The sequence below is a fragment of the Curtobacterium sp. SP.BCp genome (assembly GCF_051903255.1).
Classification (GTDB): Bacteria; Actinomycetota; Actinomycetes; order Actinomycetales; family Microbacteriaceae; genus Curtobacterium.
The window spans coordinates 2243315-2260184 of record NZ_CP194338.1 but is presented as its reverse complement, the minus strand read 5'-3'; the positions used below and the strand labels follow the sequence as shown (position 1 = coordinate 2260184).

Below are 16870 nucleotides of genomic sequence, written 5' to 3'. Positions count from 1 at the left end.
GACATGCACAAGGAACGCCGTCACCGGTCGTGCACCTCGCTCCACCAAGTTGTTCCATCACGGTACTACCGTGGAATCGCTCACAGGGAAGAGGTCCGCATGCAGTTGGTCGTGCGCGGTTCGTCCGCACCACTCGTCGGGGAGATCGACGTCCCGGTCTCCAAGTACCACGCGCACCGAGCGCTGGTGCTGGCATCACTCGCGAAGGGGACGAGCGTCGTCTCCGGCATCAGTTCCACCCGGCAGGTCGAGTGGACCGTCGGCACGCTCCGGGCCCTCGGCGTCGACGTCAAGCGTCGAGGGGACGAGTATCTCGTCACCGGCCTCGGCGGCCGCTACGCGGCGACGGACGTCGTCGACCACGGCTCGCGCGGCGCGGACGGGATCCTCAACATGGGGTCCTCCGGTACGACGCTGTACTTCATGACCGGGCTCGCCTCGCTGGCCGACCGCCCGATGACGCTCGTCGGCATGAAGTACTTCCAACGCCGACCGATCGGGGCGCTGCTCACCTCGCTCACCCAGATGGGCATCGACCTCGAGGCGACGAACGACTGCCCACCGGTCACGGTCCAGCCGAGGCGACCCCGAGGGGGCGACGTCTCGATCGCCGGCACGCTGTCGCAGTGGATCTCCGGGCTGCTCCTCGTCGCGCCCTTCGCCGAGCAGGAGACCCGGATCCACGTCACGGGCGGTCGGCTGAACGAGCAGCCGTACGTCGAGCTGACCGTCCGGATGATGCGCGAGTTCGGGCTCACCGTCGAGGTCTCCGACGACTGGCTCGAGTACCGGATCCCGGCCGGGCAGCAGGCGACCCCGCACGACTACGTCATCCCGCCGGACATCGGTTCGGCGGCGTTCGGGATCGCGGCCGCCGGCATCCGCGAGTCGGACCTGCTGCTCCGGGGCATGCGGGCGACCACCACGGCGGAGACCGACCACCCGGAGAGCGAGTTCCTCGACCTCGCCGCCGCGATGGGGGTGCCGATGCGGATCGACGAGTCGACCGGCTTCGTGCGGATCCAGCACGACGGGTCGCCGCTCCGGGCCCTCGACATCGACTGCCGGCCGATCCCGGACCTCCTGCCCGTCCTGTCCACGATGGCGACCTTCGCCGAGGGCACGACCCGCCTCTGGAACGTCGCGCACATCCGGCTGAAGGAGTCCGACCGCGTCGCCGCGATGCTCCAGCTCAACCGCATGGGCGGTCGCGCCGAGCAGGGTGCCGACGAACTGCGCGTGACCGGAGTCCGCCCCGGCGGGCTGCACGGCTCCCCGATGTCGTCCTTCAACGACCACCGCGTGCTCATGTCCCTCGCCGTCGCCGCGTCGAAGGCCGAGGGCACCAGCTCCCTGACGTACCCGCGCGCCTACCGCATCTCGTACCCGACCTTCCTCGAGGCGATGAACGGCGTCGGTCTCGACATGGAGGTCGGTGACGCCCTGCTGGCCCGTGCCGACCGGGACGACCGGATGGACGCCGCCACGTCCGAGCCGACCGATCTCGGTGAGGACACCGGCACGCCCGACACGCAGGGTCCAGCGGACGCCGCGCCCGCGACGGCTCCCGACGTCCCCGAGGTCGTCGGGGTCGACGCCGAGCCGCTCGTCCTCAGCGAGAAGGTCCGGGCGCTGTCCGAGCAGGACCCGGACGGCCTCGCGGTCGTCGAGGTCGGCGGTACGGCACCCGTCGAGACCACCTGGAAGCAGCTGCAGGACGAGGCCGACCGGGTCTCGGCGCTGCTGCTCGAACTCGGCGTCCGGCGGGGCGAGTCCGTCGCGATGCAGCTGCCGAACTGGCGCGAGTTCGTGTCCATCACGCTCGGCGCGGTCCAGATCGGTGCCGTCGCGACCCCGATCATGCCGGTCTTCGGTCCCCGAGAGACCACCATGACGCTCGCCCGCTCGAAGGCCCGCGTCGTGTTCCTGCCGAACGTGTTCCGCAAGCGCCGCCCGGCCCTCGAGCTCCTCGACGTGGTCGACGAAGCGCGGGCACAGCGGCGGCGGCTGTCGGTCGAGCACGTGGTCGTGCTCCGTGCCGAGGCCCGCGGCCAGGGCGACGTCCCGAACGACCAGCCGCCGCTGCCCGCCGACGCGGCCGAGCGGGTCGCGGCGAGCGCCTGGAACTGGCGCTGGTTCGACACCGCGCTCGGCTCGGTGCAGGTGGACGTCGACCAGATCCGTGCGAACGCGCCCGGGCCCGACGACGTCTGCCAGCTCCTCTTCACGTCGGGCACCACCGGCGAGCCCAAGGGCGTCCAGCACCCCCACCGGACGCTCGGCCTCGCGACCGCGATGCACGTCACGCAGTCCGGGCTCACCGCCGACGACCGGATCTACATCCCGTCGCCGCTCGCCCACCAGACCGGGTTCCTGTACGGCATGCTGCTCGCGTTCCGGCTCGGTGCTCCGCAGGTCATCCAGCCGGTGTGGGACGGCCGGGTCGCGCTCGAGCAGGCGTTCGGTGTCGCGAAGGCGTCGTTCGTGCAGTGCGCGACACCGTTCCTGACCGACCTCGTCGACCTCGTCGAGGGCGGAGCACCCGCACCCGAGAGCCTGCGCGTCTTCGTCCCGACGGGTGCCGCGGTGCCGCGGGCCCTGGCGCAGCGGGCGAGCACGGTGCTCGGGAGTGCGATCCTCGGGGCGTTCGGCACGAGCGAGACCTGCCTCGGGGCGCTGTCCAGCCCGACCGACGACCCGGCCGACGCGTACGGGCACGACGGCCGGGCGCTGCCGGGGATCCGGATCCGCATCGTCGACGACGATGGCCACGAGCTCCCCGCCGGCACCGAGGGCAACTTCGAGCTGCACTCGCCGACGATGTTCGACGGCTACCTCGACCGTCCGGACCTCACCGACGACGTCTTCACCGAGGACGGCTGGTACCGCACGGGCGACCTCGCGACGGTCGACGAGAAGGGCTTCCTCTCGATCACCGGGCGCGTCAAGGACGTCATCAACCGCGGTGGCGAGAAGATCCCGGTCGTGGAGATCGAGAACCTCCTCTACCAGCACCCCCTCGTCACCGACGTCGCGATCGTGGCGATGCCCGACGAGCGCCTCGGTGAGCGTGCCTGCGCGTTCGTCGTGCCGACGGCGGGGGAGCGGCTCGACCACCGGGGGATGCAGCGGTACCTCGACAACGCGGGCGTGAGCAAGTACTACTGGCCGGAGCGGCTCGAGTACATCGACGAGCTGCCGCGCAACGCGGTCGGGAAGGTGCAGAAGAACGTGCTGCGCGACCGAGCTGCGGAACTCGTCGCGGACGCCCCCACCACCACGAAGGAGAACGAGACACGATGACGATCGTCGAGCAGACGACCGAGGCCTTCGACGAAGCGGCCTTCGAGCAGCTCAAGGCCGAGGTGACCGCGTGGGTGCGCGGGCGCGGTGAGGAGTGGGCCGAGGACATCGAGCGCACCGGCCGGGTCGCCCCCGAGCTGTTCCAGGAGCTCAAGGAGAACGGCTGGCTCAGTCTCGCCGCACCGCCGGAGCTCGGTGGCGCGGGGATCCCGTTCTCGAAGTACCTCGAGGTCATGGAGATCGTCTCCCGCTCCCACGCGTCCATCCGCATGCTCGTGCACGTGATCAACGGCACCTGGCGCGCCATGGAGCCATACGCGACCCCGGAGCAGATCGACGAGGTCGTGAAGCCGAGTGTCGCCGGCGACAAGCTCGTCGCGTTCACGCTCACCGAGGCCACGGCCGGCACCGGCGCGGACATCCGCACGACCGTCCGCCGCGAGGGCGACACGTACGTGATGAACGGCGAGAAACACCTCATCACGTTCGGCGTCAAGGCCGACCACTGGCTCATCGCCGCCCGCCTCGAGGGCACCTCCGGCCAGGACGGCACCGTCGCGTTCCTCATGCCGAACTCCGGCCTGCCCGGCGCCGAGGTGATCGACGACTCCGACACGATGGGCATCCGCGGCACCGACCACGCGATCCTCCGCTTCACCGAGACCCCGATCCCCGCCTCCGCCCGCCTCGGCGCGGAGGGCCAGGGCCTCGAGGTCGCCCTCGGCGGCTTCCTCCTGCCGAGCCGCGTCTCGGTCGCGATGAGTGCCGTCGGCCTCGCCGAGCGGGCGAACGAACTCGCGGTCGCGTACGCGAACGAACGCGAGACCTTCGGCAAGAAGCTCTCCAGCCGCCAGGCGATCCAGTTCTACCTGGCCGAGAACTACGCCGACATCGCCGCCGCCCGCGCCCTCGTGCTCGAGGCCGCTCGCGCCTACGAGGAGGGCCGTCCCGACGCCGGCACGCTCTCGAGCGCCTCGAAGATGGTCGCGGTCGACATGCTCGCCCGGGTGACCGACAAGGCACTGCAGGTGCACGGCGGCCAGGGGTACTGGAAGCGCAACGCGATCGAGCGCGTCTACCGCGACGCGCGCGCGCAGCGCTTCGAGGAGGGCACCAACGAGATCCAGAAGCTGGTCGTCGGCCGCGCCGTCGTCACCGGCCAGGCCGGGTTCTGATCCGCAACCACACGACGGCCTGGAGGCGCGGTGCGGGCCCGCACCGCGCCTCCAGGCCCTGAGAACGCAAGGAACACATTGGCTGCAACCACCGCACCCATCGCGCTCATCACGGGAGCCTCCCGCGGCATCGGCCGCCTCCTCGCACAGAAGCTCGGCCAGCGCGGCGTCACCGTCGTGGTGACGTACAAGGGCAACGCCGACCTGGCCGAGGAGTCGCTCGCCGACGTGCGCGCGGCCGGTGGCGACGGCATCACCGCCCAGGTCGACATCGAGCAGCCGGAGTCGATCGACGCGTTGTTCGACCTCGTCCGCGACACCTACGGCCGGCTCGACATGTTCGTCGCGAACGCCGCCGCGAGCGCGTTCAAGCCCGTCGCGGGCCTCAAGCTGCACCACCTCGACCGCAGCTACGCGACCAACGCCCGCTCGTTCGTGCTCGGTGCGCAGCGGGCGGCCGAGCTCATGGACCGCGGAGGCCGGATCGTCGTCGTGACCTCGTACGGGTCGCTCCGGGCGTTCCCGACCTACGCGGCCCTCGGCGCTGCGAAGGCGATGACCGAGGCGTACACGAAGTACATGGCGGTCGAGTTCGGACCGCGGCAGATCACGGTGAACGCGGTCAACGGCGGCCTCATCGACACGGACTCGCTCGACTACTTCTACGGTTCCGTGCCGGGGATGGCGCCGATGTCGTCGGTCATCGAGAAGCTCCCGCTCCAGCGGCCGGGCACCGCCGACGACATGGCGGACGCGGTCGACTTCCTGCTGTCCGACAGGGCGTCGTACATCACGGGGCAGACGCTGTCGGTCGACGGGGGGCTGACCGTGATCGCCCCGCCGTTCTGGGCCGACACGACGTCGCCCCTGCGTGACGCCGTCCTGCCTGCGGCAGAGTAGGGGGCATGAGCACCGTCGCCATGCCCGACCTCGCCGTCGTCTCCTCGCCGTGGAGCCTCGGCCCGCTGACCCTCCGGAGCCGGGTGGTGATGGGGTCGATGCACACCGGGCTCGAGGTGCACGACGACGGCGGGGCCGGCATGGCGGCGTTCTACCGCGAGCGTGTCGAGGGCGGAGCGGCGCTCATCGTGACCGGCGGCATCGCCGTGAGCGACGAGGCCCGGGGCGGCCCCGACTTCGCGGTGTTCGGCGTGGACGGTGCCGACGAGCGCTTCCGCGTCGCGGTCGACGCGGTGCACGACGCCGGTGGCGCCGTGCTCGCCCAGCTCTTCCACGCCGGTCGCTACGCGCTCGTGGGCGGCATGGTCGACCGGCACGGCCGGCCACAGCGCGCCGTGGCTCCGTCGGCCCTGCCGTGGGCGGCCGCGCGGGGCGTGGTCCCGGAGGAGCTGACCGCCGCCGAGGTCGAGCGCACGATCGAGGACTTCGCGGCAGCCGCGCGGTCGGCTCGGGACATCGGCTTCGACGGCGTCGAGATCATGGCGTCCGAGGGGTACCTCATCAACCAGTTCCAGTCGCCGCTCACGAACCTGCGCGACGACGAGTGGGGCGGCTCGCCGGAACGTCGTCGGCGCTTCGCCGTGGCGGTCGTGCGCGCCGTCCGTGCCGCGGTGCCCGACCTCGCGGTGACGATCCGGTTGTCCGGTGCGGACCTCATGCCCGGGTCGACGAGCGACGACGAGGTCGACGCGCTCGTGCACGAGCTGCTGCCCCTCGGGCTCGACGGGATCTCCGTCGGCATCGGGTGGCACGAGTCCCGCACCCCGACCGTCCAGGCAGCGGTGCCGCACGGCGCCTGGCTGTCGTACGCGAACCGCATCGCCGGCGTGGTCCGCGACGCCGGGTACCCGGACGTGCGGGTGATCGCGTCGAACCGGATGACGGACCTCCGCGACGGGGAGGCCGTGCTCGCCGACGGCCTGGTCGACGCCGTCGCCCTCGCGCGCCCGTTCCTCGCCGACCCCGCGCTCGTGCAGCGCTCGCTCGCCGGCGCGTACGACCTCGTCAACACGTGCATCGGCTGCAACCAGGCGTGCCTCGACCGGTCGATCGTCGGCGCGCCCGTGTCCTGCCTCGTGAACCCCCGCGCCGGGCGCGAGGTCGCGTTCCCGCTCCGTCCCACCACCACCCCGAAGCGCGTCGACGTCGTCGGCGGTGGACCCGCCGGGCTCGCCGCGGCCGTCGACGCCGCCCGCCGAGGACACGCCGTGACCGTCTGGGAGGCCTCCGACCGACTCGGCGGGCAGTTCGAGCTGGCATCGCTCGTGCCGGGCAAGGAGGATTACGCCGCGACCGTCCGTGCCGCCAGGGCCGAACTCGCCGAGCGCGGGGCGACCGTGCACCTCGGACGCGCCGCGACCGCCGAGGACCTCGCCGGGAGCGACGCGGTCGTGGTCGCCGTGGGGGTCGTGCCCCGCGAGGTCGACGTCCCCGGGGCGTCGCTGCCGCACGTGGTGTCGTACGAGCGGGCGCTCCGGGAGGGCGTGCCCGCTGGCACCGTGGCGATCGTCGGCGGCGGCGGGATCGGCGTCGACACGGCGGCGTTCCTCGTCGAGTCGCCGGACGAAGCGGCGCGCGCCACGGAGTTCGGGCAGCGCTGGGACGTCGACGTCAGCGACGAGATCGTCGGTGACGTGCCGCAGCGGCTCCCGGCGGCGGCACGCGCGCTGCGTCCGGGATCCGACGTCACGGTGCTGCGCCGCAGCGGCAAGTTCGGCGCCGGCATCGGCATCACCTCCCGATGGGTGGCGATCGGTCGGCTCCGGGACGCTGGGGTCCGCATGGTGGGAGGCGTGCAGGAGTACCTGCGCATCGAGCCCGGTGCCCTCTGGATCCGGGACGAGGACGGTGAGGAGCGATCGGTCCCGGCGGACACCGTGGTGGTGTGCGCCGGACAGGAGCGTCGAGGCGACGCGGACGAGCTCGTCGAGGGCCTGCGCTCCGCGGGCGTCCCGTGCGAGGTGGTCGGTGGTGCACGCGACGCACGGAGCGTCGACGCCGTCCGTGCCACGAGCGAGGCACTCGAAGCGGTGCGTCGACTCGCGCCCTGACGCGGAATCTGCAACAATGAACGGTCGAATCGTGCCTGCTCGACCCTCTATCCAGCTGTGCACGACTCTCATCGAGCTTCCACCGTGTGTGCCCCCACGCCCGCGGTCCGGTTCAACCACAACAACACGCAACAGGAGCATTTGTGGCTGTCAAGATCCGTCTCAAGCGTCTCGGTAAGATCCGTGCGCCGTACTACCGCATCGTCGTCGCGGACTCGCACACCAAGCGCGACGGCCGTTCGATCGAGGAGATCGGCAAGTACCACCCCACCGAGGAGCCCTCGGTCATCGAGATCGACTCGGACCGTGCGCAGTACTGGCTCTCCGTCGGCGCGCAGCCGACCGAGCAGGTCGCCGCGCTGCTCAAGCTCACCGGTGACTGGGCGAAGTTCAAGGGCGAGAAGGACACCGCCTCCAAGGTGAAGGTCGCGGAGCCGAAGCAGGCCTTCGTCGCCGACTCCTCGAAGAAGGCCGTCCTCAAGCCGAAGTCGGAGAAGAAGGCGGAGGCCCCGGCCGCCGCTGAGGAGACTCCGGCCGACGACGCAGCCGAGACGACCGAGGCGTAATTCCTTGCTCGAATCCGCGCTGACGCACCTCGTCAAGGGGATCGTCGATCACCCGGACGACGTGCGCGTCGCCAGTTCCACCTCCGCGCGGGGCGAGGTCCTCGAGGTGCGTGTGCACCCCGAGGACCTCGGCCGCGTGATCGGTCGCGCCGGACGGACCGCAAAGGCGCTCCGCACCCTCGTCTCGGCTCTCGCCGACGGCAAGCGGGTGCGGGTCGACGTGGTCGACACCGATTCCTAGGGAGACGACCCAGCTCCGGGTGGGTCGCATCACGAAGGCGCACGGGCTCAAGGGCGGCATCAAGCTCGAGCTCTACACCGACGACCCGGATCGTCGGTTCACGTCCGGAGCGACCTTCACGCTCCAGGTCCCGGAGGACTCCCCGTGGTCGGGCAAGACCATCACGCTGGACGAACTCCGCTGGTACAACGGCCACCCGGTCGCCTTCTTCGAGGGCATCGAGGACCGCACCGCCGCTGAGACACTCGCGCGGGCCATCCTCTGGGTCGAGCAGGACACCGACGCCGAGACCGGCGAGGACGACGCCTGGTACGACCACCAGCTGGTCGGACTCCGCGTGCTCCGCGACGGCGTCGACGTCGGCACCGTCGCACGCGTCGACCACCTCCCGGCGCAGGACCTCCTCGCCATCGACACCCCGGACCGCGGCGAGGTGCTCGTGCCCTTCGTCTCGGCGATCGTGCCCGCGGTCGACATCGCCGCCGGGACCGTCACGGTGACCCCGCCGACCGGGCTGTTCGAGGACCCCGAGGACACCTCCCGTCCCGAGACGGTCTCGCCGTCCGACCAGGGGTAGCGCCGTGCGCATCGACATCGTCACGATCTTCCCCGAGTTCTTCTCCGTGCTCGACGTCTCGCTGCTCGGCAAGGCGCGCGTCGACGGCCTGCTCGACCTCCACGTGCACGACCTGCGTGACTGGACCACCGACCGGCACCGCACCGTCGACGACACCCCGTACGGCGGCGGTGCCGGCATGGTGATGAAGCCCGAGCCGTGGGCGCTGGCGCTCGAGTCGGTCCTGCGGTCCGACGGCTCGTCGACGCTCGTGGTCCCCACACCTGCGGGCACCCGGTTCACCCAGTCGATCGCTCGGTCGCTCGCGTCGACCTCGGACCACCTCGTGTTCGCCTGCGGGCGGTACGAGGGCATCGACGCGCGCGTGTTCGCGTGGGCGTCCGAGCGGGCCGACGTCGTCGAGCTGTCGCTGGGTGACTACGTGCTGAACGGCGGCGAGGTCGCGGCGATGGCGATGATCGAAGCCGTCGGGCGGCTCGTGCCGGGCGTCGTCGGCAACCCGGAGTCGCTCGTCGAGGAGTCCCACGAGGACGGCCTGCTCGAGTACCCCTCGTACACGAAGCCCTCGTCGTGGCGCGGTCTCGACGTGCCCGACGTCTTGCTCAGCGGGCACCACGCCCGCGTCGCCGCGTGGCGGCACGAGCAGCAGGTCGAGCGCACGCGACGCGTGCGGCCGGACCTGCTGCCGGGAACGGAGTAGCCGGCTCCGCCGTCCCGGCCTGGAGGCACGGTGCGGGCCCGCACCGTGCCTCCAGGCCGTCTACCGGGCACGCTGGCGGCCGCGCCCGTCCTGCCGGTCGGCTGGTCGCGTTGGTCGCAGGAAGTGTCGCGGATGGCCCGCCGAGCCGACCCATCCTGCGACCAGCGCGCTGCACGCGCGGCATGTCGTGCAACCGGGCGGTGACGCGTTCCGCCCGTCAGGAGGCGGCGTCGGCGCGCTGGGCGCGCCGCAGGGTGAGGACCTCGGGGCCGGCTTCGGTGACGGCCACGGTGTGCTCGACGTGCGCGGCGCGCGAGCCGTCGGCGCTCTTCAGGGTCCAGCCGTCGTCGTCCTGGTACAGCTCGTCCGTGCCCTGCATGAGCCACGGTTCGATCGCGACCACCAGGCCCGGACGGAGCTTCAGCCCGCGACCGGGTCGACCGTCGTTCGGGACGTGCGGTTCGCCGTGCATCGTCCGGCCGACACCGTGGCCACCGAACTGTGTGTTGACGGCGTAGCCGGCCTCGTGCGCGACGTGGCCGATGGCGTACGAGACGTCGCCGAGCTTGTTCCCTTCACGGAACTGCGCGATGCCCGCGGCCAGCGCCCGTTCGACCGTGTCCACGAGCCGCTGGTCGTCGTCGCGCGGTGTGCCGACCTGCACCGTCACGGCCGAGTCCGCGACCCAGCCGTCGACGCTCGCGGCGAAGTCGAGGCTGACCAGGTCGCCGTCGACGAGCACGCGGTCGTACGGCAGCCCGTGCAGGGCGGCGTCGTTGACCGAGGTGCACAGGTTCCTGCCGAAGGGGCTCTTGCCGAACGACGGGTGGTAGTCGACGTAGCAGCTCTCGGCGCCGCGGTCCGCGATCATGCTGGCGGCCACCCGGTCGAGGTCGAGCAGGTTCACCCCGACGTCGACCGTCTCGAGCAGTTCGTCGAGGACGTCGGCGACGAAGCGGCCGGTGACGCGGAGGCCGTCGAGTTCGGCGGGCGTGCGGAGTTCGATCATGCGACCATCCTGCCGGGAGCCGCGTTCGTTTTGTGTCCTGGACGTCGTGTGGCAAGATTGATCGCTGTGCCCTGGCTGGACTCTGCCACGGGGGAGTCGCCGACACCGGGCACGAACCACACACTTTCCGAAACCGATCCGCGGCGACCCGTGTGCGTCCGCAGAGAGTAGACCCATCATGAGCCAGCTCCTCGACTCCGTCGACGCAGCGTCGCTGCGCACCGACGTCCCCGACTTCCGCCCCGGCGACACCATCAAGGTGCACGTCAACATCATCGAGGGCACCCGCTCGCGTATCCAGGTCTTCCAGGGTGTCGTCATCGCGCGCCAGGGCCACGGCCTCGGCGAGACCTTCAAGGTCCGCAAGGTGAGCTTCCAGGTCGGCGTCGAGCGCTGGTTCCCGGTGCACTCGCCGATCATCGACCACATCGAGGTCGTCACCCGCGGTGACGTCCGTCGTGCGAAGCTCTACTACCTGCGCGAGCTCCGCGGCAAGGCGGCCCGCCGCAAGATCAAGGAGAAGCGCGACGCCTGATCGCCTTCGCAGTGGGCGGCCGCGAGCCGGACGCCGCTGACGAGCCCTCGTCCATGTACGGTTGTGCGTGGATGGGGGCTCTTCCCGTTCCCGGACGCATCCCGTGGCACGGGGTCGCCGTCCGCGGGGGAGCCGTGCACGAACGAGAGTGGAAATGACCGACACGACGAAGGAACCGACGCTGCGGCCACGCTCGGGCAAGAAGCGCAACGGCGTCCTCACCTTCATCCGCGACCTCGTCATCATCTTCATCGCGGCGTTGCTCGTGTCGTTCCTCGTCAAGACGTTCCTGATCCGCTCGTTCTACATCCCGTCGGCGTCGATGGAGAACACGCTGCAGATCAACGACCGGGTCATCGTCAACGAACTGGTGCCCGACGTGGTCTCGCTCAAGCGTGGCGACGTGGTGGTCTTCAAGGACCCGGGTGGCTGGCTCACCGGCTCGGACGTGCCGAACGTGACCCCGACGACACCTGTCGGCAAGGCGGCCGACTGGGTCCTCACGCAGATCGGTCTGGGCACCGGCGACAGCGACGACCACCTCATCAAGCGGGTCATCGGCCTGCCGGGTGACACGGTGTCCTGCTGCAACGACCTCGGGCAGATGTCCGTCAACGGTGTGCCGATCAAGGAGCCGTACCTCAAGCTCCCGGCGGGTGCGCCGGCGTCGGCGACGAACTTCTCCGTGACGGTGCCGAAGGGCACCATCTGGGTGATGGGCGACAACCGCAACGACTCGAAGGACTCGCGGTACAACGGCGACACCCCGTCCAAGGGCTTCGTGCCGCTGTCCGACGTCACCGGACGAGCGTTCGTGATCTCCTGGCCCACCAGCCGCTGGACGTGGCTCGACGACTACCCCGACGTCTTCGCCGGTGTCCAGGAGCGGGACGAGTGACCGCGGTCCGGCCCTCCCTGCGCGTCGAGAAGCGCCTGCTCGGTGACGGGCGGGTCACCGTGATCGGCATGGACGAGGTCGGCCGCGGCGCGATCGCGGGTCCCGTCGCCGTCGGTGTCGCGGCGGTGACGATCGACATCGGCCGCGTGCCGCAGGGCCTCGCGGACTCGAAGCTCCTCAGCGCCGCCCGACGGGACGCCCTCGTGCCCGTCGTCGAGCGCTGGGCGCCCACGGCGGTGGGCATGGCGTCCGCCGAGGTCGTCGACCGGCAGGGCATCGTGCCGGCGCTCGGGCAGGCGGGTGCTGCGGCGCTCGCGCGGCTCGTGGCGGGCGGGGTGTCGCTCGACGGTGCGGTGGTCGTGCTCGACGGGTCGTTCGACTGGCTCTCCCGCGCGGTGCCGGCGGCGTCGGTCGCCGGGGTCGACCCGATCGACGTCGTCGTCCGGGTCAAGGCGGACCGGGACTGCGCGTCCGTCGCGGCCGCGTCGGTCGTCGCGAAGGTCGCCCGCGACGCGTTGATGGTGGCCGCGCACGACGACGCGCCGCACTACGCCTGGGCGTCGAACAAGGGCTACGGGTCGACGGCGCACTACGACGGCATCCGGAGCGTCGGGGCGCACGCACTGCACCGGAAGTCGTGGCTGCACCAGGCGTCCACGGTCACGCTCGACGGGTTCGCGGAGCTCGACGCCGTCGGCTGAGGTGTGGCCTCGGTGTGGGACGTGCGTACGGCATCGCCGTAGACTGTGGGGCGCGATGGATGACGACGAATTCGACGACTACGACCGCGAGGTCGAACTGGCCCTGTACCGCGAGTACCGCGACGTCGTGTCGCAGTTCCGGTACGTGGTCGAGACCGAGCGACGTTTCTACCTGGCGAACGAGGTCGAACTCGTCCGCCGGGACACCGAACACGACTTCTACTTCGAGTTGTCGATGAAGGACGTCTGGGTGTGGGACGTCTACCGTTCCGATCGGTTCGTGAAATCTGTTCGGGTGCTCACCTTCAAGGACGTGAACGTCGAAGAACTGACGGCGCGCGAACTGGAATTGCCGAAGGAACTCGCACTCGACGAGTGATTCTTTCTGGGAATCACCGTCACGGGAGCGGCGGAATGCATTTCCGTACGATACCTTGATCGCGAAGACTTTCCCCGATCAAGGAGTCGTAATGGCACAGAAGGTCACCGTCCAGCTCGTCGACGACCTCGACGATTCGCCGATCACCGCTGGAGAAGGCCGTACGGTCGAGTTCGCCTTCGACGGGTCGACGTACGAGATCGACCTCTCCAACGACAACGTCGACAAGTTCCGCGAGGCGATCTCGGACTACGTGGCGGCCGCACGAAAGGTGAGCGGCCGTCGCTCCAGCAGCGGCGGTGGCGCGTCGAAGCCGACCCCCAAACGTGGCAACTCGGAAGAGCTCGCGAAGATCCGCGAATGGGCGAAGGACAACGGGTACGAGGTCTCGTCCCGTGGGCGTATCTCGACCCAGGTGCAGGAGGCCTACGCGGCCGCGCACTGACCGTGCGTCGAACGGGCTCGGGCGAGTGATCGTCCGGGCCCGTTCGTCATTCCTGCACAGCATTTTCGTTCTCCCTCTCTGTCCACAATCTCCGCTCTTCCGAACTGGGCAGTGCCGACGATGCCGCAACCTGGCGTCGGAGGCGGAACATGGCAAACGGAACGACGACACCACTCGGCGCGCACGGCGAATCCATCGCGGCGGAGTGGTTGACGGAACGCGGTTACGAGCTGGTCGAACGCAACTGGCGGTGTGCTCGGGGCGAGATCGACCTGATCGCGTGGGACGGTGACGCGCTCGTCTTCATCGAGGTGAAGACGCGCGCAGGCGGATCGACCGGGCACCCGTTCGAGGCGATCACCGACGCGAAGGTCGCGAGGTTGCGCCGTCTCGTGCCCGCGTGGTTCTCCGAGCACCCCGACGTGCGCGCACGCTCGATCCGGATCGACGCGGTCGCGGTGCACGTCGACGGTCCTCGGAGCGCCGTCGAGCAGGTGGCGGGCGTCCTGTGACCGGCATCGGACGGGCAGCGGCGGTGGCCCTGCTCGGGGTCAGCGGGCGGCTGGTGGAGGTGGAGGCGCACCTGACCAGCCAGCTGCCGGCGTTCCGGATCATCGGGCTGCCCGACACCGCCCTCGGTGAGGCCCGCGAGCGGGTGCGCTCGGCCGCGGCGAACGCGGGGTGTCCGCTGCCGGCCAGACGCATCACCGTGAACCTCACACCCGCGGCGGTGCCGAAGCGCGGGTCGGGGTTCGACCTCGCGATCGCCATGGCCGTGCTCGCCGGCGCCGGCACGGCTCCGCACGTGTCACCGGCGACGGTCCACCTCGGCGAGCTCGGGCTCGACGGCCGGCTGCGCCCCGTGGTCGGGATCATCCCGATGCTCCTCGCCGCGCGGAACGCCGGCATCCGTCGCGCCGTGGTCCCGACCGGCAACGTCGACGAGGCCGAGATCGTCAGCGGCCTGGCCGTCACGGGGGTCGACTCGCTCCGCGCCGCGGCGATCGACGCCGGCGCCGTCCTGCCGCCGGTCGACGTCGTTCCGGTGGTGTCCGCTGCACCCGGCCCCGAGTCCTCGGCCGGACCGGTGCCGGAACTCGGCGAGGTCGTCGGCAACGAGGTCGGCGTGCGAGCGGTCCTGGCGGCCGCCGCCGGTGGACACCACGTCCTCATGCTCGGGCCGCCCGGTGCCGGCAAGACCATGCTGGCCGAGCGGCTCCCCGGGATCCTGCCGGACCTCGACGACGCTGCGGCGCTCGAGGTCGCCGCCGTACGGTCGGTCGCCGGTCACGGGGTGCGGTCATGGACGCGGCGGCCACCGTGGGAGGCGCCGCACCACTCCGCCTCGGCCGTCGCGCTCATCGGTGGCGGGTCCGGCGTCATCCGGCCGGGCGCCGTCTCCCGAGCGACGCACGGCGTGCTGTTCCTCGACGAAGCCCCCGAGTTCCCGCGAGCCGTGCTCGACGCGCTGCGGCAGCCGCTCGAGTCCGGGCGGATCAGCATCCACCGCTCGGCCGGGGCCGTCGAGTTCCCCGCGCGGTGCCAGGTCGTCCTGGCGGCGAACCCGTGCCCGTGCGGGCACGCGGGCATCGCGCACAGCGCACCGTGCGAGTGCTCGCCGAGCACCGTCCGGCGGTACCTCGCACGGTTGTCCGGGCCGCTGCTCGACCGCATCGACATCCGGGTCCAGGTCCCGCGGGTCACGTCGGCAGCGGTGCGTGGCGCCGCCGATCGGGCGCCGACGACCGCGGAGGCCCGGGCACTCGTCGCCGCTGCCCGCGCACGAGCCGCCGCGCGACTGGCCGGGACCGGGTGGACCCGCAACGCCGACGTCGCGGGCACGTGGCTCCGACGCGACGGTCGTGGCGATCCCGGGTCGACCACGGTCATCGACAAGGCGCTCGACCGCGGTGCGATCACGATGCGCGGCTGGGACCGTGTCATGCGCCTGGCGTGGACGCTCGCGGACCTCGCCGAGGCAGACCGGCCGACCGCGGACCACGTGGCGGGAGCCCTGGCACTGCGGAGCGCGCTGTGAGCCGGTACGGGCGGCCGGAGCTCCTCGACGCGGTGGCACAGGCGGCGGGCCGCAGCGGCGGTGAGGGCGACGGGGTCGGCGGTCTCGGCGCTCGCGGCTCGTTCGACGCGGTCGAGGTCGCCACGCGGGTCGCGTGGTCCGTCGTCGCCGAACCCGGCGACGCGATCGCCGGGGGGCTCGTGGACGCGCTCGGCGTGGCACCGGCGTTCGAATCGGTCCTCGCCGCCTTGGACGACGGCATCGACGGCCTCCTCGGGGTCTGTGTCGAGCGCGGTGTCGCGGGCACCGACGACCCCTCGGCCTACGCCCGAGCGCTGACGAAGGCCGTCGATCGGTGGCGGCCGCGACTCGCGACCGCCGACGTCGGTGCGGTCCTGGCCGCGGCGGAGGCGGTGGGGGCGCGGCTGCTCGTCCCGGGTGGTCCCGGGTGGCCGGAGCGGGTGGACGACCTCGGACACCATGCACCGCTCGTGCTCTGGAGCCGTTCGGCCCTCGGTGCGTCGCCCTCGGTGTTCGAGCCGCCTGCCGTCGCGGTCGTCGGATCGCGGGCGAACACGATCGCGGGCTCGGAGGCGGCGGCGGACATCAGCTCGCGGGCCGTCGATGCCGGGTGCGTCGTCGTCAGCGGGGGAGCGTACGGCATCGACGCCACCGCGCACCGGGTGGCGATCGCCGCGGGGGCCACCACGGTCGCGGTGCTCGCCGGCGGGGTCGACCAGCTGTACCCGACCGGCAACGTCGAGCTGCTCCGCAACGTGTCGCAGCGCGGAGCCGTGATCGCCGAGTCGCCGCCGGGGACCCGTCCCTCGCGCTGGCGCTTCCTCGCCCGCAACCGGCTCATCGCCGCGCTGGCCGACGTGACCGTGGTGGTCGAGGCGGGGGCACGCTCGGGAGCGCTCAACACCGCCCACCACGCCGGGCAGCTCGGACGGACGGTGTTCGCGGTGCCCGGGGCGTTCTCCTCGGCCGCGTCCGTCGGGTGTCACCGGCTCGTGGCGCAGGGGCGTGCGCAGCTGATGGTGCACCCGGACGAGGCGGCCGCCGCCGCGATCGAGCAGCGCGGCGGAGTGGTCCTGCAGTCGACGGGCACACCGTTGCTCGTGCACGACGACCCGGACGTCCTGCGGGCGCTCGACGCCCTGGGTCGTCGTTCCCTGTCCGTCGACGAGGTCGCACGGCGCAGCGGGTTGTCGATCGCGGACGCGACCGATGCCCTGGCGCTCGCGCAGGTCCAGGGGCTGGTGCAGCACGGCGTCGGCGGGTGGTCGAGGGTGACGCAGCGGTGAGTCGTA

Annotated in this window: 17 protein-coding genes; 16 read left to right on the top strand and 1 reads right to left on the bottom strand. The window is 71.5% G+C overall.

The features are described 5' to 3' along the window. The first annotated feature begins 99 nt into the window (after window positions 1-99). From aroA to trmD, 8 genes are all read left to right on the top strand, one after another. Entirely contained in the window at window positions 100-3303 is a 3204-nt protein-coding gene (gene aroA / locus ACRQ4C_RS10745) for a 3-phosphoshikimate 1-carboxyvinyltransferase (RefSeq protein ID WP_439688643.1), read from the top strand. Continuing rightward, complete coding sequence (locus ACRQ4C_RS10740) at window positions 3300-4478, top strand: acyl-CoA dehydrogenase family protein (protein WP_439688642.1); 1179 nt, start codon at window positions 3300-3302, stop codon at window positions 4476-4478. Before aroA ends, ACRQ4C_RS10740 begins: the two co-directional genes overlap by 4 nt. Window positions 4479-4556: 78 nt before the next feature. Continuing rightward, a complete protein-coding gene (locus ACRQ4C_RS10735; protein ID WP_439688641.1) occupies window positions 4557-5378 on the top strand; it encodes an SDR family oxidoreductase in 822 nt (273 codons plus the stop codon). A 5-nt stretch (window positions 5379-5383) separates the two neighbouring features. After that, window positions 5384-7489: an FAD-dependent oxidoreductase gene (locus ACRQ4C_RS10730; protein WP_439688640.1), complete on the top strand. Its 2106-nt coding sequence runs from the start codon at window positions 5384-5386 to the stop codon at window positions 7487-7489. 143 nt (window positions 7490-7632) lie between these two features. Further along, entirely contained in the window at window positions 7633-8055 is a 423-nt protein-coding gene (gene rpsP, locus ACRQ4C_RS10725) for a 30S ribosomal protein S16 (RefSeq protein WP_290131459.1), read from the top strand. 4 nt (window positions 8056-8059) lie between these two features. Further along, complete coding sequence (locus ACRQ4C_RS10720) at window positions 8060-8296, top strand: RNA-binding protein (RefSeq protein ID WP_022902329.1); 237 nt, start codon at window positions 8060-8062, stop codon at window positions 8294-8296. A 19-nt stretch (window positions 8297-8315) separates the two neighbouring features. Next, the gene (gene rimM, locus ACRQ4C_RS10715; RefSeq protein WP_439688639.1) at window positions 8316-8873 is read left to right on the top strand and encodes a ribosome maturation factor RimM; all 558 of its coding nucleotides are present in this window, start codon (window positions 8316-8318) and stop codon (window positions 8871-8873) included. 4 nt (window positions 8874-8877) lie between these two features. After that, on the top strand, window positions 8878-9573 hold the full coding sequence (gene trmD / locus ACRQ4C_RS10710) for a tRNA (guanosine(37)-N1)-methyltransferase TrmD (RefSeq protein WP_439688638.1): 696 nt from the start codon (window positions 8878-8880) through the stop codon (window positions 9571-9573). Window positions 9574-9790: 217 nt separating this feature from the next. Here the strand turns inward: trmD and map are convergent, their stop codons facing one another. Next, window positions 9791-10582: a type I methionyl aminopeptidase gene (gene map / locus ACRQ4C_RS10705; protein ID WP_439688637.1), complete on the bottom strand. Its 792-nt coding sequence runs from the start codon at window positions 10580-10582 to the stop codon at window positions 9791-9793. A 178-nt stretch (window positions 10583-10760) separates the two neighbouring features. Between map and rplS the strand changes: the two genes are divergently transcribed. From rplS to dprA, 8 genes are all read left to right on the top strand, one after another. Further along, the gene (gene rplS, locus ACRQ4C_RS10700) at window positions 10761-11117 is read left to right on the top strand and encodes a 50S ribosomal protein L19 (RefSeq protein WP_058726668.1); all 357 of its coding nucleotides are present in this window, start codon (window positions 10761-10763) and stop codon (window positions 11115-11117) included. A 154-nt stretch (window positions 11118-11271) separates the two neighbouring features. Next, window positions 11272-12015, top strand: a complete 744-nt coding sequence (gene lepB / locus ACRQ4C_RS10695) for a signal peptidase I (protein WP_290131463.1) — start codon at window positions 11272-11274, stop codon at window positions 12013-12015. Then, entirely contained in the window at window positions 12012-12716 is a 705-nt protein-coding gene (locus tag ACRQ4C_RS10690; protein ID WP_290131464.1) for a ribonuclease HII, read from the top strand. The genes lepB and ACRQ4C_RS10690 overlap by 4 nt, the downstream gene beginning before the upstream one ends. A 55-nt stretch (window positions 12717-12771) precedes the next feature. Further along, the gene (locus ACRQ4C_RS10685) at window positions 12772-13095 is read left to right on the top strand and encodes a DUF2469 family protein (RefSeq protein WP_058726671.1); all 324 of its coding nucleotides are present in this window, start codon (window positions 12772-12774) and stop codon (window positions 13093-13095) included. Window positions 13096-13186: 91 nt separating this feature from the next. Next, window positions 13187-13540, top strand: coding sequence for a histone-like nucleoid-structuring protein Lsr2 (locus tag ACRQ4C_RS10680; RefSeq protein WP_290131465.1), 354 nt, complete (start codon window positions 13187-13189; stop codon window positions 13538-13540). 149 nt (window positions 13541-13689) lie between these two features. Continuing rightward, window positions 13690-14052, top strand: a complete 363-nt coding sequence (locus ACRQ4C_RS10675) for a YraN family protein (RefSeq protein ID WP_439688636.1) — start codon at window positions 13690-13692, stop codon at window positions 14050-14052. Beyond that, window positions 14049-15578, top strand: a complete 1530-nt coding sequence (locus tag ACRQ4C_RS10670) for a YifB family Mg chelatase-like AAA ATPase (protein ID WP_439688635.1) — start codon at window positions 14049-14051, stop codon at window positions 15576-15578. The genes ACRQ4C_RS10675 and ACRQ4C_RS10670 overlap by 4 nt, the downstream gene beginning before the upstream one ends. After that, complete coding sequence (gene dprA, locus ACRQ4C_RS10665) at window positions 15575-16864, top strand: DNA-processing protein DprA (protein ID WP_439688634.1); 1290 nt, start codon at window positions 15575-15577, stop codon at window positions 16862-16864. Before ACRQ4C_RS10670 ends, dprA begins: the two co-directional genes overlap by 4 nt. Window positions 16865-16870: the final 6 nt, after the last annotated feature.

Excerpts from the sequence above, each read along its gene's own strand:
- aroA (WP_439688643.1), top strand. The coding sequence starts at position 100 with ATGCAGTTGGTCGTGCGCGGTTCGTCCGCACCACTCGTCGGGGAGATC.
- ACRQ4C_RS10740 (WP_439688642.1), top strand. The coding sequence starts at position 3,300 with ATGACGATCGTCGAGCAGACGACCGAGGCCTTCGACGAAGCGGCCTTC.
- ACRQ4C_RS10730 (WP_439688640.1), top strand. The coding sequence starts at position 5,384 with ATGAGCACCGTCGCCATGCCCGACCTCGCCGTCGTCTCCTCGCCGTGG.
- map (WP_439688637.1), bottom strand. The coding sequence starts at position 10,582 with ATGATCGAACTCCGCACGCCCGCCGAACTCGACGGCCTCCGCGTCACC.
- rplS (WP_058726668.1), top strand. The coding sequence starts at position 10,761 with ATGAGCCAGCTCCTCGACTCCGTCGACGCAGCGTCGCTGCGCACCGAC.
- lepB (WP_290131463.1), top strand. The coding sequence starts at position 11,272 with ATGACCGACACGACGAAGGAACCGACGCTGCGGCCACGCTCGGGCAAG.
- ACRQ4C_RS10685 (WP_058726671.1), top strand. The coding sequence starts at position 12,772 with ATGGATGACGACGAATTCGACGACTACGACCGCGAGGTCGAACTGGCC.
- ACRQ4C_RS10680 (WP_290131465.1), top strand. The coding sequence starts at position 13,187 with ATGGCACAGAAGGTCACCGTCCAGCTCGTCGACGACCTCGACGATTCG.
- ACRQ4C_RS10675 (WP_439688636.1), top strand. The coding sequence starts at position 13,690 with ATGGCAAACGGAACGACGACACCACTCGGCGCGCACGGCGAATCCATC.